Here is a 19,135-nt window from a genome sequence, read left to right as displayed (position 1 = left end):
GCTTTCCAAGAAAGTGTTTTCTGTCCGCAAGCCTAATGAGAAAAGGTTATGATATGACAGAAAAAACCATCACTTCTGATGATAAGACTGCGGCTAACCCGGCCATTCGAGACAGTCAAATTAGCCTCAATAGCACTGGAGCCAGGCCGAGCTTTGTTCCGCTCTTTCCACTGATCGTATTTTTTGTTCTATTTTTGGGTACGGGTATTTACTACAGTTTGCAGGGCATTGATATGGCGTTTTACCAACTGCCTGCTCCTATTGCGGTTTTACCCGCCATTGCTTTATCCATTCTACTGGCAAAGGATTCGATCGAAAAAAGTATTGGTTATTTGTTAGCAGGGATGGGCGACAGCAATATTATTGCCATGTGTTTAATTTATCTGCTTGCCGGGGCATTCGGTGCTTTAACCACTCAAATCGGCGCGGTGGCAGCCGTGGTGAACCTGTGCCTGGATATTATTCCAGCATCATTTATCTTGCCGGGGCTATTCCTTATCGCGGCTCTGGTGTCCTTTTCCATGGGCACCTCGATGGGAACGCTGGCTGCGCTGGCACCGATTGGTGTCGGTTTAACCGAGAGTTTACAGATCTCGCCAGCACTGGTGGCAGGTATTTTGCTCAGTGGCGCCATGTTTGGTGACAACCTGTCGGTGATTTCAGATACTTCGATTGCAGCGATTCGAACTCAAGGGACGACTGCAACGGAAAAGCTAAAGCAGAATGCGCGTTGGGCGTTACCGGCGGCAGCGATTACACTGATCTTGTACAGCATTTTTGCAGGACAGGGGGAAGCCGTTACCATTCAACCATACGAATGGTATAACCTGGTTCCTTATGCTTTCATTCTAGGATTAGCATTACTCGGCTGGAACGTCTTTGTCATTTTGAGCATTGGTATTCTCAGTGCTATTGCTATTGGTCTGCTGGGACAGGGTTTTTCTGTTGAAGCTGGTGTAGCGAGCACCATGTATAAAGGTTTCAGCGACATGCAGGAGATCTTTTTGCTCTCCATGCTGATCGGTGGTTTGGGCGGTCTGATCAAAGCACAGGGCGGTCTCGACTGGTTGGTACATCACATCAGCGATTTATTCAGTGTGGCTCGGTCAAAGCTGCGGGCCAAGTTGGCTATCCTGAGCACAACGGCCATTACCAATTTAGCTGTCGCCAACAATACGGTGAGCATTATTCTAACTGGTGACGTGACGCATGAATTAGCCGGTAAGAATCAAGTAAAACCGAAGCAAAGCGCCAGTCTGGTCGATATTGGTGCCTGCAGTATCCAAGGGGTGTTGCCCTACGGTGCTCAATGCTTGTTATTAGGCACTAGCTTCTCGATTTCACCACTGGAGCCGGGGCTTTATGCCTGGTATTTACCGATACTGCTGATTATCGCCCTGATCGGAACCATTAAAATGTCGGACAAGCCGGAAGCCAAGGCTTAATCAAAGAGGATGCGACTCCACCCGCGCCTTTGCCATAACCAGACAAAGGCGCCGGTTTGCAGGACACGGTAAACGGCGTACGCAATCCAGATAATGGTCAGACTCTTACCCAGGTAAGGACCGAGGTACCAGGCGACGGGTAAAAACAGAACCCATTGCGAAATGATGGAGACGTACAGAGTCGACTGGGTTGAGCCTGCACCGTTTAGAGCGTTAAGGAAGATCAGCCCAACGGCATCAATCACGATAATGGCCGCCGACATTTTAAAAGGCCAGTGAGCAGCCTGTAGCGCTTCGGGCTCTTTGAGGAATATGCCCATAATGTCATCGGTGAAAATATAAAACAGAGTGCCTAGAGCCAGTGCAAAAATAATCCCCATTTTGACCACATCCCAGCCCCAACGATACGCATTGTGTGGATCTTGCTGCCCTAAAGACTGCCCGACCAGAGTTGCTGCGCCAATCCCCAGTGCAATACAGGGCAAAATAGCGACCAGCATGACATTGGTGATGGCGTTGGCTGCAGCCAGTTGGTGAGTCCCCACCTGACCTATAATCCAGAACAGAGCAGTAAAGCCACCGGCGAAAAACAACTGTTGTAGCGCTGATGGAATAGAGATTTTTAAAATTGATCGCACGGTAGGCCAGCTGGCAATATGTGATAAATAGCCAAACTGTTTAGTGTGTTTGGTTGCTAGCAAGTGATAATAGATGGTGCCTAATGCCACAGAAATAGTGGTTCCAATTCCAGCGCCAGCAGTACCCAGTTCTGGCATCCCAAAGTGGCCGAATATCAGGGTGTAATTCAAGAAGATATTAATGGTATGCATGATCAGCAGGGTGCGTAAGTAATATTGAGTCTGGCTGATTGCACTCCAATAACTGCGGTAGCTAAAGTTAAGGCCTATGGCGAGGATACCGGCAAAGCGAGCCTGCAGGTAAGGAATGCCTTCTTGCAGTAATGCCGGATCGTCGTTTAACAAGTGGAGAATTTTCGGCGCAAGGAAAAAGAGAATGATACTGGTGGGCAGGGCGAGCAGGGTGATGATCGCTAAGGCTGCATTCATCGGGTAAGCAGCCTCGGAGCTGCGTCCTTCACCGATACGACGCGATACCATCGCCTGGACGCCAGCAGCAAAGCCCGTAAAGAAAGCAACCGCCATAAAGTTAATAAAGCCAGAAATACCGATAGCGGCTATTGCGGCACTGCCTTGTGTCCCGACCATGGCAGCATCAACCAGATTAAGAATGTTCTGGGAAATCATGCCGCCGACAATAGGCAAAGAGATTTCAAGGACCTGACGAGAGCGATCTTTATTCAGCAAACTGAGCGCCTGAAATGTGTTGCAAGAATTGCCCGCATTGTATCAGTTATTGTGTGCTGATGTAGGGTTTTAAATAATATTTACGGAGCGTTTGAATTTTCAGGTCGTCATCGGCAAGCGCCAATCAATTGGCGTCTGGTTTTGTGCTTTGAGAAAACCGTTAGCTTGAACAAAGTGATTACAGCCAAGGAAACCACGGTGTGCGGAAAGCGGCGATGGATGTGGTGCTGTCAGTACATGGTGGCGCTTGCGGTCGATGGCTCGTCCTTTTTTCTTGGCGTGGCTGCCCCATAACAAGAAGACCAGGCCTTCGCGCTCCCGGTTTAGGGCTTCGATCACCTTATCGGTAAATTGCTCCCAGCCAATATTGGCATGAGAATGGGCTTTGCCTTGTTCTACCGTCAACACCGTATTCAGTAATAGTACGCCCTGTTCGGCCCAGGGCTGCAGGTAGCCATGCTGAGGGATGTCAAAGCCATCCACGGAGTTAGCCAGCTCTTTATACATATTGACCAGCGATGGTGGTGGTTTAATGCCCGGCTGTACGGAAAAGCACAGACCATGCGCCTGATTAGGACCATGGTAGGGATCCTGACCCAGAATAACGACTTTGACTTTATCGAATTCGGTGGCCTTAAAGGCGTTAAAAACCTGATCCTTAGGTGGATAAATAACTTTACCGTTAGCTCGCTCCTGAGCCACAAAATACATAATACTTTGGAAATAAGGTTGTGCTTTTTCTTGTCCGAGGACGTCGCTCCAAGTGGCCACAAGGACTCCTTAAAATATTCTTGAGTTCTACACAAAGCCTGTATGCTCAGGCCATTAGCGCTTTGGTGGGTCAGTCTAGCACCGATCGGTTAGTAGGTTAATAGCATAGCTAATGCCCAACGAGTAATTGACCAGTTAATCCCAGCAGAAAGCCTGCGACGGCTCCCAGAGGCGGGCCCCAATGCTTTTCCAGCTTGGCCTGAGGGGCAATATCCTGAAACGTTAAATACAGAATCCCGCCAGCGGCGAAAATCATAATGGCTCCTACCGCGGTAGGATAGGCTGAGAGCCAGAAATAACCGATTAAGCCAGAGACAGGGCCTAATAGCGCCATCAGGAAAAAGGCGAGGATAATGGTGATGGCTTTAAAATGGGTGCTATCTTTTAGCTCTCTGAAAGAGTTAAAGCCTTCGGGCAGGTTCTGTAGGGCAATCAGGCCAGCCAACAGAATACCTGCGGTGCCACCTTCGGCAAATGCCGCACCGAGGGCGAGAGCTTCTGGAATAAAGTCTGAAAGCATGGCAGCTAACTGACTCGCCGGACTTTGCAAATAGTCCAGCAAGCGATCGAGCGCCATAAAGGCAACGCCGCCGAGGGCAAAATACAGAACGGTTTCGACGTGAGTGAGCTTGGCACTGCCTTCGGGAACCAGAACCAGGGCAATGGCAGAGAAAAGTGCGCCACCGCCAAAAGCGATAACACTATGGCGCAACTCCTGCTCCAGCCACCTGGGACGGATACTTTCGATGTTAGCGCAAAAGGCACCGACAGGCATCGATAGTCCGGCCACCAGTGTTAACAAAACTATTAGTAACCACTCACTCATCATCGACAGGCTTAGTTATTCAGGCGCCATTGTTCGTCGATCTTACTAAAGACCAATGGTTGTCTGGCTTTGGGAACGGTAATAGTTGCCTCGGTATTGTTATCTGAAAACTCTATATCAAGTTCCAGTGCTGCTTGAAGGTAGTCTTTGAGCTTGGCCGCTTTTTTATCGGAGAAGTCGTTTGCAGTGATATTCTTGCCCGGAGGAATTACGGCGTACTGTTCGATCAACTCAAGCTTTTTGCCATCATCAATTAACCCTATCATTTCTGACATGGCTTGTTTTAGCTGTTCTTCAGGCGTTGGTTCGCTACATGCTGCCAGTAATATCACTGTAAGGCAGAAGACTAGTAAGTGTTTGATTATCTTGGGCATTGGTATTCCTTTATCCCTGTTTTATTAAATGTATGTCTATAGTAGAGGAATTGTCTAAGGCATTAAAGTTATGAGATGTAATTTTGTTTAAGTCTTAGCTAAACACCAGACGTCCACCCTGTCTACTCCGTTTTTTAAGCATAACTTGGCTGCTTCGCTGACGGTAGAACCTGTGGTGACCACATCATCCACCAAAGCCACCTTTTTCGGAAGAGGTTGCTGAAGTTCAAAGGCGTTGTTGAGGTTTTTGCGCCGCTGCTTTTCGCTCAGCCCGATCTGATGAGGTGTGTCTTTAACACGAGCGAGTGCTTTAAAACGTGGTATGGCTAGTGATTTTTCCAAATGTTGCGCAATGAGCTCCGACTGATTAAAGCCTCGCGTGCTAAGTCTTTTGGGATGTAATGGAATAGCAACTAGAGCTTCGGGCCTCGATGCTTCGTCGTAAGCTGCTTGAATTTTCTTTTGCAGCAAGTGGCTGAGGCTGCGCGCATAGTGCAGCTGATTGTTAAACTTTAGGTCGCTCAATGCCTTATCAACGGGGAAGTGGTAGCGAGAAGCCGTAATGACCTGCTGGTACGGTGGTGGTCTTTTGATACAGACACCACAGTAGGACGATGTTTCCTGCGCTACGTCGGACGTGACGGGGCTGGCACAACGAGAGCAGCTTGGCTCATTGAGCTCTATGTCGACTTCGCATGAGTGACAGAGACCTGTCGTGGTGTGACCTAAACCACAGAAGGAGCAATGACTGAATTCCAGAGCAGTTTCCAGCGGTTTTTTGAGGTGGTGAAAGAAGCTCATTGTAAACCTGAATTTCCTTTTCTTGGTTGACAGTGTATTCTCAGAAAGTAAACTGCACGCTATTCCTGCTTAGCGTGCAAGACAGTTACTATAAGGGTTAAAGAGACAATGAGCAATCTAGATCAGTTAAATAGTGGAAAAGTTCGCAATGATTGGACCATTGCGGAAATTGAGGCCGTTTATAACCAACCGTTTAATGACCTGCTATTTGCCGCACAATCGGTTCACCGCCAGCACTTTAACCCGAATGAAGTTCAGACCAGTACCCTGCTAAGCATTAAAACAGGTGCCTGCCCTGAAGACTGTGCTTATTGTCCACAATCGGGTCACTACAACACAGGGCTATCAAAGGAAAAGTTAATGGCCGTGCAGGAAGTGGTGGAGAAAGCCAAACAGGCTAAGAATACAGGGGCGACGCGTTTCTGTATGGGGGCTGCCTGGCGCTCGCCACGTGATAAAGATCTCGATGTCGTGCTGGAAATGGTGCGTCAGGTTAAAGACTTGGGTTTGGAGACCTGTGTGACTTTGGGGATGTTAACCGATGAGCAGGCTGGAAAATTGGCGGAAGCGGGCCTCGACTACTATAACCACAACCTGGATACCTCTCCTGAATATTATGAACAGATTATTACGACCCGTAGCTATGATAACCGTCTGGATACGCTACAGAATGTTCGTGATGCGGGTATCAATGTCTGTAGCGGCGGTATCATTGGTATGGGTGAAAATACCAAGGATCGTTACGGTTTACTGAAAGAGCTGGCCAATATGCCAGAGCACCCGCAGAGTGTACCGATTAATATGCTGGTTGCTGTGCCGGGTACACCGCTGGGAGAAGTCGAGAAACTGGAAGAATTTGACTTTATTCGCATGATCGCGACCGCTCGTATCATCATGCCGCAGTCGTATGTACGGTTATCCGCTGGCCGTGAAGATATGAATGAGCAGACTCAGGCTTTATGTTTTCTGGCTGGTGCTAACTCGATTTTCTACGGTGAGAAATTATTGACGACGGCTAACCCGGAAGCCGAAGCGGATGCGATCCTGTTTGAGCGTTTGGGGATTCGCCCTGAAAAACGTCATCATTCGGAAGAAGATGTTGCTGCAGAAGCAGCCGATTTTGTGGCGCAGACAGCAGAGCAGGCAACCTCCGACACCAAGCCGCTGTTTTATGATGCGACCGAAGGGAGTGCCCGTGGTGCGACTGAAAGGAATGCCCGTGGTGCGACTGAAAGGAATGCCCGTGGTGCGACTGAAAGGAATCCCCAGGGGGGAGTCCCTGCCCGTGGTGCGACCGAAGTGAACTAGTTTCTGACTCGTTACTCCAAACCTCACCAAACAATAGCCACTGAGTTTTAACTATGTGGGATAAATTAGAAAGCCGCTTAAAGCAGAGGCAGGCGCAGGACTTAATGCGCCAGCGTCTAACGCTGGAGAGCGGGCAGGATACTGAAGTCAGCATTGACTCCAGTCATTTCATTAACTTCAGCAGCAATGACTATCTGGGGCTGGCAAACCATCCTAAATTGATAGAATCCATGGTTGCTGCAAGCAAACAATACGGCGTGGGTAGCGGTGCCTCTCATTTAGTGGTTGGTCATAGTAAAGAGCATCATTTACTGGAAGAGGAGTTGGCAGAGTTCCTCGGTACTGAGCGTGCGCTGTTATTTTCCTCAGGCTTTATGGCCAACTATGGCGTGCTAACCAGTTTGTTCGATAAGAAGGATTTATTGATACAGGATAAACTGAACCATGCCTCGCTAATCGACGGTGGCCGTGCCAGCGAAGCGAAAATGCTGCGTTACGGGCATAATGATCTGGACTCGTTGCGGCGTCAGTTAAAACACAAGGTTGAAAGCAAGATTGTTGTGACAGACGGTGTTTTCAGCATGGACGGTGACTTGGCGCCATTGCCAGAAATTGTTGAGCTGGCTAAAGAAAGTCAGTCGCAACTGATGGTCGATGACGCCCATGGCTTTGGCGTACTGGGGGAGTCAGGAAGAGGTTCTCTTGAACATTTTGGGTTAGCTCAGTCACAGGCCGATATTTACATGGCGACGCTGGGTAAGTCGATGGGGGGGTATGGGGCTTTTGTGGCCGGAAATAATTCATTGATCGAGAGTCTGATACAGTTTGCCCGAAGTTATATTTACACCACGGCAATACCGCCCGCAGTAGCCGCAGTCAATCGTGCCAGCTTGAAACTGCTTCAGGATGACCCTGAGTTACGTTTAAAATTACAGCACAACATTCGGTATTTTAAACAGTTAGCAGCGGACGCTGACTTACCGTTGATGCCGTCGGATACCGCCATTCAGCCTTTACTGGTTGGGAAGAATGATACGGCCGTACAACTCAGCCAAGGATTGCGCCAGCGGGGCATATTAGTGGTTGCTATCCGCCCGCCGACGGTACCGGAAAACAGTGCACGGCTTCGTATTACATTAACTGCGAGTCATACCAAAAGTCATATCGAGCAATTGATCGAAGCAATACAAGCAGAAATTCAGGTGACACAGTGAGTAAATTGAAACCATACGTTGAAACTTTGGGGCAGGGGCCGGATCTGGTGCTTCTTCATGGCTGGGGGCTACATTCGGGTATCTGGGAGCTGGTATCCGATCGACTAGCACAGGATTTTACACTGCACCTTGTGGATCTCCCGGGATTTGGTCGCTCGCCACTGCCGGGCGGTCATTACGATTTAGATTTATTGACCGAGCAGGTTATGAAAGTCACTCCTGAGAAAGCGCATTATCTTGGATGGTCGTTAGGTGGTCTGGTTTCGACTCAGATTGCATTGCAGCAACCTCAGCGAGTGGAATCTTTGGTCACGGTTTCCAGCTCACCACGTTTTGTGCAGGCGGATGACTGGATGCACGCCATGAAGCCAAACATTATGGATAGCTTTTGTCGTTATCTGGAAGAAGATTATCAAGGCACCATTATTCGCTTTTTAGCGATTCAGGCCATCGGCAGTGAAACTCAAAAGGAAGACATCAAGCGTTTGCGTGATACGGTGTTTATTCATGGCGTCCCAGCGTCAAAGGCGTTGCGTGAAGGTTTGTCGCTATTAAATGATGTCGATCTGCGCGACGACTTGAAAAAGATTGAGGTACCTTTTTTACGGTTGTATGGTCGTCTCGACTCTTTGGTTCCAGCTAAAGCGGCTGATGCTATTCAGCAGTTAGCCCCGAACAGCGAGCAGCATGTCTTTCCGAAAGCCAGCCATGCGCCGTTTTTGTCACACACTGAGATGTTCATTGATAAAGTTAGCGAGTTTTTAAAAGCATGAACCAGATCAGCTCTGCCGATGTCGCGCGTTCATTTAGTCAGGCCGCGAAAACGTATGATGAAGCCGCCTTTTTTCAACGTATTGCTGGTGAGCGCTTATTCGAGCGATTGGACTACTTTAAATTGCAGCCCGAAACCATTGTCGATTTAGGTTGTGGGACGGGTGTGTTTACACGTGAGTTATCACAACGTTTTACCCAATCGAGCGTTACCGGGGTGGATATTGCTGAAGGGATGGTCCAATGGTGCCGTCAGCGCTCCGCCAGTGAAGAGTATATTTGCGCCAATGCCATGGCGTTACCTTTTGAAGATAACTCGGTGGACCTGATTTTTTCCAACCTGGCCATTCAATGGTTGGAAGATTTACCGGGGCTGTTCAAGGAGCTTAATCGAGTATTACGCCCAGAAGGATTATTGTTATTTACCACGCTGGGGCCGGATACGCTCAAGGAGCTAAAACATAGCTTCGCCCAGGTTGACCATTATCAACACGTCAACGATTTTATTGATATGCACAATGTTGGTGATGCCATGTTATCGGCGCAGCTGATCGATCCTGTAGTCGATGCGGAGCCCGTGGTTATCAGTTATGACAAGGCCATGGAGCTGATGCGGGACTTAAAAGATATTGGAGCGCACAATATTGACCACCGACGTAGCAATGGCCTGATGGGCCCAAAGAAGTTGAAAGCCGTTGAAAAGGCTTATCGTCAGTTTGCAATGGATGATGGGCAGTTACCTGCCACTTATGAGCTGATTTATGGTCACGCCTTTGGCAGCGAAATGACTAAGACAACCAGTTACCATGAGTATATTGTAGAGCTTGCTGAAGGTAAGCGTGAGCCTTAGGAATAGATCCTGCACTCACTACTTTTTGTTCTCAAACTTGACCACTTTTTCTTCCAGCTCTTTTTCTTTTGCCCTAAGGATTTCTTTAGCATTTTTCATTTGAGCATCGTGCAAAAAGTCGCGTAGCGTTTCGAACTCGGTCCGATAAAAGTCTCGCTCATCGCGTAAATTATCCGTATTTTTACTCAGTGTCTGGTTAGCTGTGATTAAGCGCTTATGGCTCTTTTTGATGTGATCATAGTCTGACAAATAGTTAGACTTGAAGTGCTCGATTTCATCTTTAGCTTCCTGACGAACATTTTTTATTGTTTCTCGATGCTCTTCTTTAAGCTCTTCTATTTCGGCTTCATATTCCTGCTTAATGTCGGTGATCGACTGAAGGGAGTCCATATAGCTTTTATGAGCTTCTTCATAGCTACTGACGGTTTCCTGATATTTGGAATTTAATTGGCGGTGCTCCTGAACCAGAGTTGTATTGCGTTCTGATAGGCTGGTAAGTGAGTCCTGTAACTTCTTATAGTCAGCCTCCATTTCTTCGATTTTATGCTTTTTCTTGGCAATGTTTTGCGTGTTCTCTTTGATAACCTGTTTCAGTTCAGCATTTTTTGATTCGAGTTGACGAACAAGTGCATGTTTCAGTGTCGCCATGATTACGGCACCGAGGAGCATGACCAGCGCTAGGATGCCCAAGATTAATATGATAGTGTTGTCGTTCGTCAAATTATCCATAAAAAAGTCTTTGGTTAACGGATTGAATTGCTCTTGCTCAGCCATAGTATATAGTAATCATCAGACTTGATTTGTGCGAGGTATAACAGATTGAATAAAGGCCAACGAAAAATTTTTGTGACTGGAACGGATACCGAAATTGGTAAAACTTTTATCTCTGCAGCATTGCTTCGAGCCTTGGCAGAAAAAGGGTGTAAGGTTGCTGGTTTGAAGCCTATTGCGTCCGATGCTCAGCCAGTGCAGGGCGTCATGCAAAATGATGATGCTTTGCAGCTACAGAAGGCCGCAAACCTTGAATTAACCTATGACGATGTGAACCCTTTTTGTTTCGAGCCCGCCATTGCGCCCCATATAGCAGCGGATTTGGCTGGTGTTGCTTTAAGTGTCGAGCGCTTACAACAGAGTGTTGTCTTTCCTGAGCAGGCTGAGCTGGTATTGACTGAAGGAGCCGGTGGCTGGCTGACTCCTTTAAATCATAAGGAAACCTATGCCGATTGGGTAGAGCAGAGTGGGCATGAAGTTCTTCTGGTTGTTGGTATGAAGCTTGGCTGTTTAAACCATGCGATGTTAACGGTAAGGGACATTGAACGCCGAGGCCTGAAACTCGTTGGCTGGGTTGCCAATTTTGCTCAAGGTAAAATGAATATGGCTGAAGATAACATTCAATGGCTTAAAAGCAATATCGGCGCGCCTTGTCTCGGCATTGTGCCGCAGCAGAATGCTTCACAAGACGCGGATGCTGTCAGCCAGTTACTGGATGTGAGTGCTTTGCTCTGATGCCATACACTGGTTACGAACGCAGCTGACTCGAGGTTTGGGAGTTACAACGCAGGTTCCCATAATCTGGTTTTCCAGGTTGTACTGCTCCCTCATGTCCCGGTAACGCTCTCCGAGTTCTTTGAGTTTCGCCACATCGCTACTGGTTTTAGAGTAAGGCTGGTAGCTTTCAGGTCCACCACATGGCTTCTTACCCACAGGCAGCAGTGCGCAGTCATCATGAGTCATGCAACCTTGAACTTGGGCTTCTCGTTGTATTTCGGCATATAAATCTTGCGCACTGGTGGGTTGCACATCGCTGTTTGCTTTAGTGCAGGATTGTAGCAGGCAGGTGATAACAATGGCTAAAACAGTGTAGCTTAGTCGTGTTGTGCTCATAGGCGTTCCTTCTGTAAGAGTTATCGTTGAGTCTATAATTCTGTAATCGCATTCGCGTCCAATTAGCTCACAGTTTCAGTCGAGTGAGTTAGAGAAACCTTATCATAAAATCAACAGCTTGTAGCATTCATCATGGAAGGCTAATGTGACAAAATAAATTGCTGAGCCTTTTGTGCAGCTAAATACCAAGTGGCTTCAGTAGACACCTCAGAGCGTTTCAGAGTCTCGAAACTATGATTTCCATCGTCGAGCCAATCTACCTGAATGGCTTCGCTGAGAGCGTACTGTTCCACTTCGTGGGGTTTGCCGAAGGGATCTCGTGTTCCCTGTAAAATTAAAGCGGGTGTTGTTAATGTCTGCAGGTGCGCGGTTCGAGTCTTTTCCGGTTTCCCCGGTGGATGGAAAGGGTAACCCATACAGATTACACCACCGGCACCAACGTCGTCGGCGATCATACTGGCTACTCGGCCGCCCATGGATTTGCCGCCAATAAAAAGATTTCCACTGCTTGCCTTGTCGATTTGTTGTTTAAAACTTTCAATCAATTTTGGCATCCTGTCCGGAGGTGATTTTTTACCAGTTTGCTGGCGACGTTCCATGTAAGGAAAGTCAAATGTCATAACGTCAATCTGCTGACAAGCGATGTGCTTGACCATAAATTGCATGAAGTCTGACTGAGAGTCAGCGCCGGCACCGTGTGCTAATATCAGGGTCGCTTTCTGTTCTTTCATGTAATACCTTCAATAAATTCGCAATTTCGTGTTATTCGGGATCGGTTTTGATACACTAAAGCCTGTTTATCCACGTCGAGTCTTTTGATTTCATTTTAATTTATGTCGATCATACAGCCCATGAAGTATCAACGACCTTTCCTTAAATGGGCTGGTGGCAAGTTTAGACTATTACCTAAAATTCTGCATCATCTGCCGCAGGGGGAAAAGCTTATTGAGCCTTTTGTTGGCTCCGGCGTGGTATTTTTAAACGCCGACTATGAGCGTTTTGTTCTGGCAGATATCAACCCGGATTTAATTAACCTGTTTCGGGACTTAAAGCGGGGCAAGGGGCGTTTCATTAACTATTGCGCGACTTTTTTCTCTGAAACCAATAATACGGAAAAGCGTTTTTACGAGTTGCGTCAGCATTTTAACCAGCTCGATGCAGGGGAAGAGCGCTCGGCATTATTCCTGTACTTTAACCGGCATGGCTATAATGGTTTGTGTCGCTATAACCGCTCGGGTGGTTTTAACGTACCTTTTGGACGATATAAGCGCCCGTACTTTCCAGGAAAAGAACTGGAGGTGTTTGCTAAAAGAGCACAGCGAGCAGAGTTTCGTTGCCAGAGCTTCCGAACTAGCTTTAATGGCGCTCGTCGTGGCGACGTGATTTATTGCGATCCGCCTTATTTACCACGGAGTTTAACTGCGAATTTTACCGACTATACCAAGCAGGGCTTTAGTTACGATCAGCAAGCTGAATTAGGCTTTCTGGCAGAGCGAGCGCAGCAAAAGGGAGTGACCACCGCAATCTCAAATCATGACACAGTCGTCGCTCGAGATATTTATAAAAAAGCTACGGCTATGGCCCACTTTGATGTGCAGCGATTCATTTCGTGTGACGGCAACAATCGCTCAAAAGCAAAAGAGCTGCTTGCGATTTATCGTTGACCCGGCTATGCACCAGCGTTTTCTAATGCTGAGTTTACGAAATACAGAATCGTAAGAATAAAGACGACAACAAAGATAATGCCGCCAACGATAAATTGAACGGCGCTGCCTTTTTCAAAATCTTTTTCACGCTGCTCCTCGGACTGTACTCCGAACATGGCGCCGAGCACGCTTTGAACGGTTGACCAGAAACCGGTCCCTTTGCTTTTCTCTTGATCTTTGGGCTCAGGGGGATTGTCCAATGAGGCTTCATTGGTTTTAGATTCGTCTTGAGTCATTGTTAAATGTGTAATACAGCTTGTTTTAGAAGGGGTTAATATAACCCAGGTAGATGAAAAAATTAAGACTTTTCAAACAATTCTAGAAACTGAATAAAGTGCAAGCTTGGCATATTGTGAGATTCGGTTAACCAGGAGTACCAGTTGGTTGCTTTTTTATCCGAATCGTTGTGAGCAAGACGAGTGGAAGCTGGTTCTAATAATTCAGGTTCCAGTGATGTAATAATGTGTAATTCATCACTGCTGGAGTCCACACGATAACTGTCAGCACAAATTTGTGCCTTAGCAAAAGCATTGGAACCACCGACGATGCTTAAAGCGACGCCACTAGCTAATAATACTTGTCTCAAACAGTTTTTGGGTAACATGGTTCACTCCTTACCATATTTCACCTGTACCAATGCCCCCAGTATCGAGGGTATCCCCCGAATATACGCCAATAGGAGCTTTTAGATCAAGGATTTATTTATGGTTTTTGCTGTTTATCAGCTGCCTTCTGCTCTTGTTTGAGGTTTAAACTATCAATTAATTCAAAGGCTTGACTTAAGTTTAAACGTGGATCGACAAGGCTGGTGTAGGCTTTACCTAATTCCTGATGTTTGACGCCATAAGTGCTACCGACACACTCCATGACCGCTTCGCCAGTCATTTCCAGGTGTAAAGCACCGAGATGAGAGTCATGGGCGTTATGAATATCAAAGGCCTGCTGTAACTCGGACTGAATATGCTGGTAGTCTCGGGTCTTATAATCGCCCGTGCTAACCTGAGTGTTGCCGTGCATGGGATCACAGCTCCAAAGAACTTTTATGTCAGCATCTTGAATGGCTGTAATCAAAGCGGGAAGCTTCTCTGTAATCTTAGTATGCCCAAAGCGTTGGATCAAAGTAAGTCGCCCAGCTTCATTTTGCGGGTTAAGCCAGCGGCATAATTGAACCAGCTCATGAGGTTGAACAGTGGGTCCGACTTTGATTGCTATCGGGTTAGCGATGCCTCGTAAGTATTCGAGATGGGCGCTTTCGCTCTGTACGGTGCGCATACCGACCCAGGGAAAGTGAGTCGATAAGTTATACCAGTGCCCGTTGTTGGCCTGACGGGTTAAGGCCTGTTCGTAATGAAGGTGTAATGCCTCATGACTGGTATAAAACTCGGTTAAGTTTTTATGTGCCGTTTGTCTGCCATTAAATTGATGGAACAGCTGCAGTGCTTCGGTGAAATTGCGAAGGCTTTGATGCAGTTGCTTATGCGAGGCCAGCTCCTGCAGCGAAGTCATTTCTGGTTCGAGATTAAACAGTTCTTCCAATTCGCCTTCTAAGAGTGAGCGAATATAGTTAATGGTTAAGGAAGCGTAGCTGTAGCCTTCCAACATACGCGCTGGATCGGGCGTACGAGCCGATTCGCTGAAGTGGATATGATTGACCAGGTCGCCGCGATAGCTGGCTAACGTGATATCCCCCTGGGTTTCTGTTAATACCGAGCGGGGTTTGGCGTATTGTCCGGCGATACGGCCAATACGAGTCACGGGCATTTGTGTTTTCTGACTGACCAGCAGACTTAAACTCAGCAGGCTACGGACTTTCTGTGAAATAGCATCAGCGTTGCAATCTTTGAAGGATTCGGCACAATCGCCCCCTTGTAAAATAAAACGCTCGCCACGCTGAGCTTCAGCGATGCGTTGTTTCAGGGTATCAACTTCTGATGATGAGACCAGGGGAGGGAGTTGGCATAACTTTTCAACCACCTGCGCTAACGCCTGCGGATCACCGTATTTGATTTGCTGACTGACAGGTTTTGACTTCCAGCTATCGGGAGTCCAGTTGTCAGCGTTTGAGTCAACCATTCGAATTTACAAATTTACTTCAATAAAGCCATTCTATCCCATAAGATAGACACGGGCAAAAAAGACTGTAAGTAAGAAAGCAAGTTAAGTTTGCCGGAAGAATAAGTTTGAAAATAGGTAGAAACGTTGAGAGGGTGGGATCGAGTGGTCTCTGTTCAGCTTAGTGCAGTTAACTATCAGGAAATGTAAGAAAACGGTTTGAGCAAAGTGTGACGAGGCAAAGCTTTTCGAAGGGATTTGAGTTTATTAAGGGATAAATGATAAGCGCTGAGAAAAGTTTTAACAAAGTCACACTGATGAACAAGCTGTTTGGTATTTTTAATTATGGCGAAAGTAAAAACAATCTACGTCTGCCAGGAGTGCGGTTCTGAAACTCCTCAGTGGGCAGGGCAGTGCGGTCAGTGTAAAGCATGGAACTCATTAGTGGAGCAGGCCAACGTTAAGCAAAGTAAGGCGGACAAGAGTTCGCGCTTTACAGGTTATGCTGGTGAGCAGAGTAAAGTCGTCAAAATGGACAAGGTCGATTTATCAGAAGTTCCACGCATGGATTCGGGGCTGTCCGAGCTGGATCGCGTGCTGGGCGGTGGCCTGGTACCGGGCTCTGTGGTTCTGATGGGGGGTGATCCGGGAATTGGTAAATCAACGATTTTGCTGCAAAGCTTATGCAAGATCAGTCAGGACATGCCGGTACTGTATGTGACCGGTGAAGAGTCGATGCAGCAGGTGACGATGCGCGCTCAGCGTCTTGGACTCAACACAGGTGACTTTTCGCTGCTGACAGAAACCCAGGTTGAGCAGATTACGACACAGGCTTTGATGCAGAAACCTAAAGTCATGGTGGTGGACTCGATCCAGACTATTTACACCGAAATGTTACAGTCTGCTCCCGGTGGTGTGGCGCAGGTACGGGAAAGTGCGGCGCAGTTAGTACGGTTTGCGAAACAAACGGGAACGACCTTGCTGGTGGTGGGCCATGTGACTAAAGATGGTGCCTTGGCGGGACCTCGTGTTTTAGAACATATGGTCGATGCCGTACTGTATTTTGAAGGTGAACGTGACGGTAGGCTTCGTTTATTGCGAGCGGTAAAAAACCGCTTTGGTGCGGTCAATGAACTCGGCGTATTTGCCATGACCGACGAAGGGTTAAAGCAGGTGAAAAATCCATCGGCGATTTTCCTGTCGAAGTATACTGATCCGGTGGCAGGCAGTGCTATTGTCTCCACCTGGGAAGGTACGCGTCCGATGCTGGTAGAAATTCAGGCATTGGTGGATACGTCTCACGCGCCGCAGCCTAAGCGGGTGGCGGTTGGTCTGGATCATCAGCGTATCGCCATGTTGTTGGCGGTACTGAATCGTCACGGCGGCGTAGCCACCTTTGATCAGGACGTGTTTGCCAATGTCGTGGGCGGTGTTCGCGTGATGGAAACCAGTTCGGATCTGGCGCTTATCGCTGCGATTATTTCCAGCCTGCGAAATCGACCACTGGAAGAGCACTTGGTGGTGTTTGGCGAAGTTGGTTTGGCGGGTGAAGTACGGCCTGTGCCGAACGGGCAGGAGCGACTGAAAGAGGCCGTTAAGCATGGCTTTAAGAAGGCAATCATTCCCAAAGGAAATATGCCTTCGAAACCAGTGGATGGCCTAACGGTGCATGGTGTCAGTCGCTTACAGGAAATGATTGATCTCTTATAGCCATATTTTCACCATATTCTGTCTAAAGAAAAACAGTTTTATTTTTTAGAGTGCTCTTTATCACTTATTCTTAGCGTGCGGATATGAAAACCTCTATACTTTTTATTTTGACATTGTTTATCACAGCCTGTGCAACAAATGCAATAGATGATGATACTAAACACCCCATAGAAAGTACTTGGGGAGTTAGTCCATTAGAGCAAGAGTATAAATATAAAATTCATAATATGGATGACTATCAAAAGTTTTATATTGATACAGTAAGACCGTTAGACAGTGACACAAAGGATGATGCTATATACGAAGCATTAAATCACGGGCTGTACAATAGCTTAGAAGGTTCAGATGTTTATGTTCACACTTTGTCAAGACTAATAGCACTAGAGTCTGATATTGATGAAAGAATTAAATACAGAAAATTATTTTTAGACAAATATATAGACTATACCTATATTCGGCCGCAGTGTAGGTGGCTCTGTGCCCATAGAGAACTCGTAGCTGGTGCAGTATTTGGTTTATCAAAGGACATGGTAAGTATTGGTCATAGGAGAGAGGCCGCGGACTTGATTTTAAACTTTCTTGATTCATACCATTCTGGTATAAAACTGTGGCTTCAATTAAGCTTATTAGAGCACTATCAGCAATGGACTTTGGAAATTGATATTACTGATAATGATAAAAAGTTTTCACAGTCTTATATAGATAGGATTAAGACTTTATCGGATGTAAAGCATGTTAAAAGTTTAAAAGGGCGCTACTCCGAAGCAATAAGACTAAACCGATTAATACAGGCGAGATAGTTGTGAGAGAATTTAAGCCTAGAAAACTGTTTAAACCTCGAGATTTTATTAGCCCACAAATAATGTCATGCCAGTACCTGGAGATTGGTGCAGGGAAGGGAATGCATGCCATGCAGTTCGCGCAGGCCAATCCGCAAAAACATTTGATCGCCGTTGAACGGACACGCAATAAATTTGAGGTTTTTGCTGAACGCGCCACAGCTTTAGAGTTGGAAAATTTAACCCCTGTCCATGCCGATGCAATTCCTTATGTGGTTCATGCCTTCCCGCCGAACAGTTTGAACGGGGTCTTTCTATTATACCCCAACCCAGAACCTAAAAGTACGGCACAGCGTTGGTTGAATATGCCATTTTTTGAGTTCTTATTATCACGAATGAAAGATGGCGCAGAGGTGGTGTTGGCCTCCAATATTGAGAGTTATATTGACGAAGCGGAACAACAGACGAAAGAGTTATGGCAGCTACCTGTCGAACGAAAAATCATTCCCAGGAATAGCTCACGAACTCACTTTGAAGTGAAGTATCTGGAACGAGGGGAGTTGTGTCAGGAGTTAGTTATGACAAAGCCCCGAGGCTATCAGACACGTTTCGATGATTAGTTAAGAGTTTTGCAGGGGATATCAAAGTCGACATGGTAGTGCTCGTCATGCCGCACCCAGGAGCGCCTTTGGGTAAATTGAATATTATCTTTTAAATAGTCTTTGTAAGATGTCTGAAAAAGCGGTGTCTGTAGTTTCGGGTCAAAAATAACTCGCCATAAATCATAACCGCGCTTTTTAGCACTTTGGTGTAAAGCAACGATATGCGCTGCCATGGCTTCATAATCTATCTTTAATTTGCCGTATCGACCCTGCTTATTAAATTCTATATCGTAGCCATAACGGTTTAAAGCATGGGTTGGCAGGTGTATGGATTGTCCTTTGGCATTGGTTACTGGAACCATAAAGTCTACCGATAGGCCATTTTGATGAGTTTTATGTGGTGAAAAGAGACCACCATTTTTGTTCCCTGTTTCGGCATACTTGAATACCTTACTGGGATGGGTTCTCGCTAAGTTTTGATATGCACCTACGACAATGTCACGAACGCCGGTGTGTACGTAGGTTCTACCTAATGTTGCAGCCAGGTTGCTGTAACTCTTATAGTTTTTGCCGGATGTTGGAAGTTGAACAGCATGGGCAATTCGACCATTAGAAGTGCTACCGAAACATTGGCTTGGCTTTGATGAAGTCTGAGCTAGGACTGTCGTAGTTAATAGGGGAAATATTAAGCCACTAAGAGTGAGGTGCTTTAGCATT

The 19,135-nt window shown here is 46.8% G+C and carries 22 protein-coding genes; 10 read left to right on the top strand and 12 right to left on the bottom strand.

Annotated elements, in window-relative coordinates; all coding sequences use genetic code 11:
- Positions 1 to 53: 53 nt before the first annotated feature.
- Positions 54 to 1,445 (top strand): Na+/H+ antiporter NhaC family protein, encoded by a 1,392-nt coding sequence (locus H7708_RS01185; RefSeq protein WP_223668633.1) that lies wholly within the window; start codon positions 54 to 56, stop codon positions 1,443 to 1,445.
- Here H7708_RS01185 and H7708_RS01180 read toward each other — a convergent pair.
- The 5 genes from H7708_RS01180 to H7708_RS01160 form a co-directional block, all read right to left on the bottom strand.
- Positions 1,442 to 2,770, bottom strand: a complete 1,329-nt coding sequence (locus tag H7708_RS01180) for an MATE family efflux transporter (protein ID WP_223668632.1) — start codon at positions 2,768 to 2,770, stop codon at positions 1,442 to 1,444. The genes H7708_RS01185 and H7708_RS01180 overlap by 4 nt on opposite strands.
- A 99-nt stretch (positions 2,771 to 2,869) precedes the next feature.
- Positions 2,870 to 3,541: a uracil-DNA glycosylase gene (gene ung, locus H7708_RS01175; protein ID WP_223668631.1), complete on the bottom strand. Its 672-nt coding sequence runs from the start codon at positions 3,539 to 3,541 to the stop codon at positions 2,870 to 2,872.
- Between the two features lie 109 nt (positions 3,542 to 3,650).
- The gene (locus H7708_RS01170; protein ID WP_223668630.1) at positions 3,651 to 4,367 is read right to left on the bottom strand and encodes a ZIP family metal transporter; all 717 of its coding nucleotides are present in this window, start codon (positions 4,365 to 4,367) and stop codon (positions 3,651 to 3,653) included.
- Between the two features lie 11 nt (positions 4,368 to 4,378).
- Positions 4,379 to 4,741, bottom strand: a complete 363-nt coding sequence (locus H7708_RS01165) for a hypothetical protein (RefSeq protein ID WP_223668629.1) — start codon at positions 4,739 to 4,741, stop codon at positions 4,379 to 4,381.
- Between the two features lie 87 nt (positions 4,742 to 4,828).
- Positions 4,829 to 5,542: a ComF family protein gene (locus tag H7708_RS01160; protein ID WP_223668628.1), complete on the bottom strand. Its 714-nt coding sequence runs from the start codon at positions 5,540 to 5,542 to the stop codon at positions 4,829 to 4,831.
- Between the two features lie 108 nt (positions 5,543 to 5,650).
- Here H7708_RS01160 and bioB point away from each other — a divergent pair, with 108 nt between their 5' ends.
- From bioB to bioC, 4 genes are read left to right on the top strand one after another with little or no spacing between them, the layout of a single operon-like run.
- Positions 5,651 to 6,850 carry a biotin synthase BioB gene (bioB, locus tag H7708_RS01155; RefSeq protein ID WP_223668627.1) on the top strand — a complete coding sequence of 400 codons (1,200 nt, stop codon included), beginning with the start codon at positions 5,651 to 5,653 and terminating at the stop codon, positions 6,848 to 6,850.
- Positions 6,851 to 6,903: 53 nt separating this feature from the next.
- Positions 6,904 to 8,064: an 8-amino-7-oxononanoate synthase gene (gene bioF, locus H7708_RS01150; RefSeq protein WP_223668626.1), complete on the top strand. Its 1,161-nt coding sequence runs from the start codon at positions 6,904 to 6,906 to the stop codon at positions 8,062 to 8,064.
- Positions 8,061 to 8,837: a pimeloyl-ACP methyl ester esterase BioH gene (gene bioH / locus H7708_RS01145; RefSeq protein WP_223668625.1), complete on the top strand. Its 777-nt coding sequence runs from the start codon at positions 8,061 to 8,063 to the stop codon at positions 8,835 to 8,837. The genes bioF and bioH overlap by 4 nt, the downstream gene beginning before the upstream one ends.
- Positions 8,834 to 9,685 (top strand): malonyl-ACP O-methyltransferase BioC, encoded by an 852-nt coding sequence (bioC, locus tag H7708_RS01140; RefSeq protein WP_223668624.1) that lies wholly within the window; start codon positions 8,834 to 8,836, stop codon positions 9,683 to 9,685. Before bioH ends, bioC begins: the two co-directional genes overlap by 4 nt.
- A gap of 18 nt (positions 9,686 to 9,703) precedes the next feature.
- On the opposite strand, the gene H7708_RS01135 is transcribed toward bioC, so the two are convergent.
- A complete protein-coding gene (locus H7708_RS01135) occupies positions 9,704 to 10,414 on the bottom strand; it encodes a hypothetical protein (protein ID WP_223668623.1) in 711 nt (236 codons plus the stop codon).
- Positions 10,415 to 10,504: 90 nt separating this feature from the next.
- Between H7708_RS01135 and bioD the strand changes: the two genes are divergently transcribed.
- A complete protein-coding gene (gene bioD / locus H7708_RS01130) occupies positions 10,505 to 11,191 on the top strand; it encodes a dethiobiotin synthase (RefSeq protein WP_223668622.1) in 687 nt (228 codons plus the stop codon).
- On the opposite strand, the gene H7708_RS01125 is transcribed toward bioD, so the two are convergent.
- Together H7708_RS01125 and H7708_RS01120 are read right to left on the bottom strand one after the other, a co-directional pair.
- On the bottom strand, positions 11,165 to 11,569 hold the full coding sequence (locus tag H7708_RS01125; RefSeq protein WP_223668621.1) for a hypothetical protein: 405 nt from the start codon (positions 11,567 to 11,569) through the stop codon (positions 11,165 to 11,167). The two genes, bioD and H7708_RS01125, sit on opposite strands and share 27 nt — an antisense overlap.
- 140 nt (positions 11,570 to 11,709) lie before the next feature.
- Positions 11,710 to 12,300 carry an alpha/beta family hydrolase gene (locus tag H7708_RS01120; protein WP_223668620.1) on the bottom strand — a complete coding sequence of 197 codons (591 nt, stop codon included), beginning with the start codon at positions 12,298 to 12,300 and terminating at the stop codon, positions 11,710 to 11,712.
- Between the two features lie 120 nt (positions 12,301 to 12,420).
- Between H7708_RS01120 and H7708_RS01115 the strand changes: the two genes are divergently transcribed.
- Positions 12,421 to 13,233 carry a Dam family site-specific DNA-(adenine-N6)-methyltransferase gene (locus H7708_RS01115; protein WP_223668619.1) on the top strand — a complete coding sequence of 271 codons (813 nt, stop codon included), beginning with the start codon at positions 12,421 to 12,423 and terminating at the stop codon, positions 13,231 to 13,233.
- A gap of 5 nt (positions 13,234 to 13,238) precedes the next feature.
- On the opposite strand, the gene H7708_RS01110 is transcribed toward H7708_RS01115, so the two are convergent.
- The 3 genes from H7708_RS01110 to H7708_RS01100 all read right to left on the bottom strand — a co-directional run bounded on the left by H7708_RS01110 (position 13,239) and on the right by H7708_RS01100 (position 15,348).
- Positions 13,239 to 13,511, bottom strand: a complete 273-nt coding sequence (locus H7708_RS01110) for a DUF2970 domain-containing protein (RefSeq protein WP_223668618.1) — start codon at positions 13,509 to 13,511, stop codon at positions 13,239 to 13,241.
- Between the two features lie 62 nt (positions 13,512 to 13,573).
- Positions 13,574 to 13,879 (bottom strand): hypothetical protein, encoded by a 306-nt coding sequence (locus H7708_RS01105; protein WP_223668617.1) that lies wholly within the window; start codon positions 13,877 to 13,879, stop codon positions 13,574 to 13,576.
- 98 nt (positions 13,880 to 13,977) lie between these two features.
- Positions 13,978 to 15,348: a 3-deoxy-7-phosphoheptulonate synthase gene (locus tag H7708_RS01100; RefSeq protein ID WP_223668616.1), complete on the bottom strand. Its 1,371-nt coding sequence runs from the start codon at positions 15,346 to 15,348 to the stop codon at positions 13,978 to 13,980.
- A gap of 324 nt (positions 15,349 to 15,672) precedes the next feature.
- On the opposite strand from H7708_RS01100, the gene radA reads away from it, so the two are divergent.
- The 3 genes from radA to H7708_RS01085 all read left to right on the top strand — a co-directional run bounded on the left by radA (position 15,673) and on the right by H7708_RS01085 (position 18,436).
- Complete coding sequence (gene radA / locus H7708_RS01095) at positions 15,673 to 17,037, top strand: DNA repair protein RadA (RefSeq protein WP_223668615.1); 1,365 nt, start codon at positions 15,673 to 15,675, stop codon at positions 17,035 to 17,037.
- An 83-nt stretch (positions 17,038 to 17,120) separates the two neighbouring features.
- The gene (locus H7708_RS01090; RefSeq protein WP_223668614.1) at positions 17,121 to 17,837 is read left to right on the top strand and encodes a hypothetical protein; all 717 of its coding nucleotides are present in this window, start codon (positions 17,121 to 17,123) and stop codon (positions 17,835 to 17,837) included.
- A gap of 62 nt (positions 17,838 to 17,899) precedes the next feature.
- Complete coding sequence (locus H7708_RS01085; protein WP_235727465.1) at positions 17,900 to 18,436, top strand: class I SAM-dependent methyltransferase; 537 nt, start codon at positions 17,900 to 17,902, stop codon at positions 18,434 to 18,436.
- Here the strand turns inward: H7708_RS01085 and H7708_RS01080 are convergent.
- A complete protein-coding gene (locus H7708_RS01080; protein WP_223668612.1) occupies positions 18,433 to 19,134 on the bottom strand; it encodes a penicillin-insensitive murein endopeptidase in 702 nt (233 codons plus the stop codon). The genes H7708_RS01085 and H7708_RS01080 overlap by 4 nt on opposite strands.
- Position 19,135 lies beyond the last annotated feature (1 nt).

It is taken from the genome of Kangiella shandongensis (genome assembly GCF_020005365.1).
GTDB classification, from domain to species: Bacteria; Pseudomonadota; Gammaproteobacteria; order Enterobacterales; family Kangiellaceae; genus Kangiella; species Kangiella shandongensis.
The sequence above is the reverse complement of the archived record's forward strand: the minus strand, read 5'-3'. Positions and strand labels throughout refer to the sequence as shown.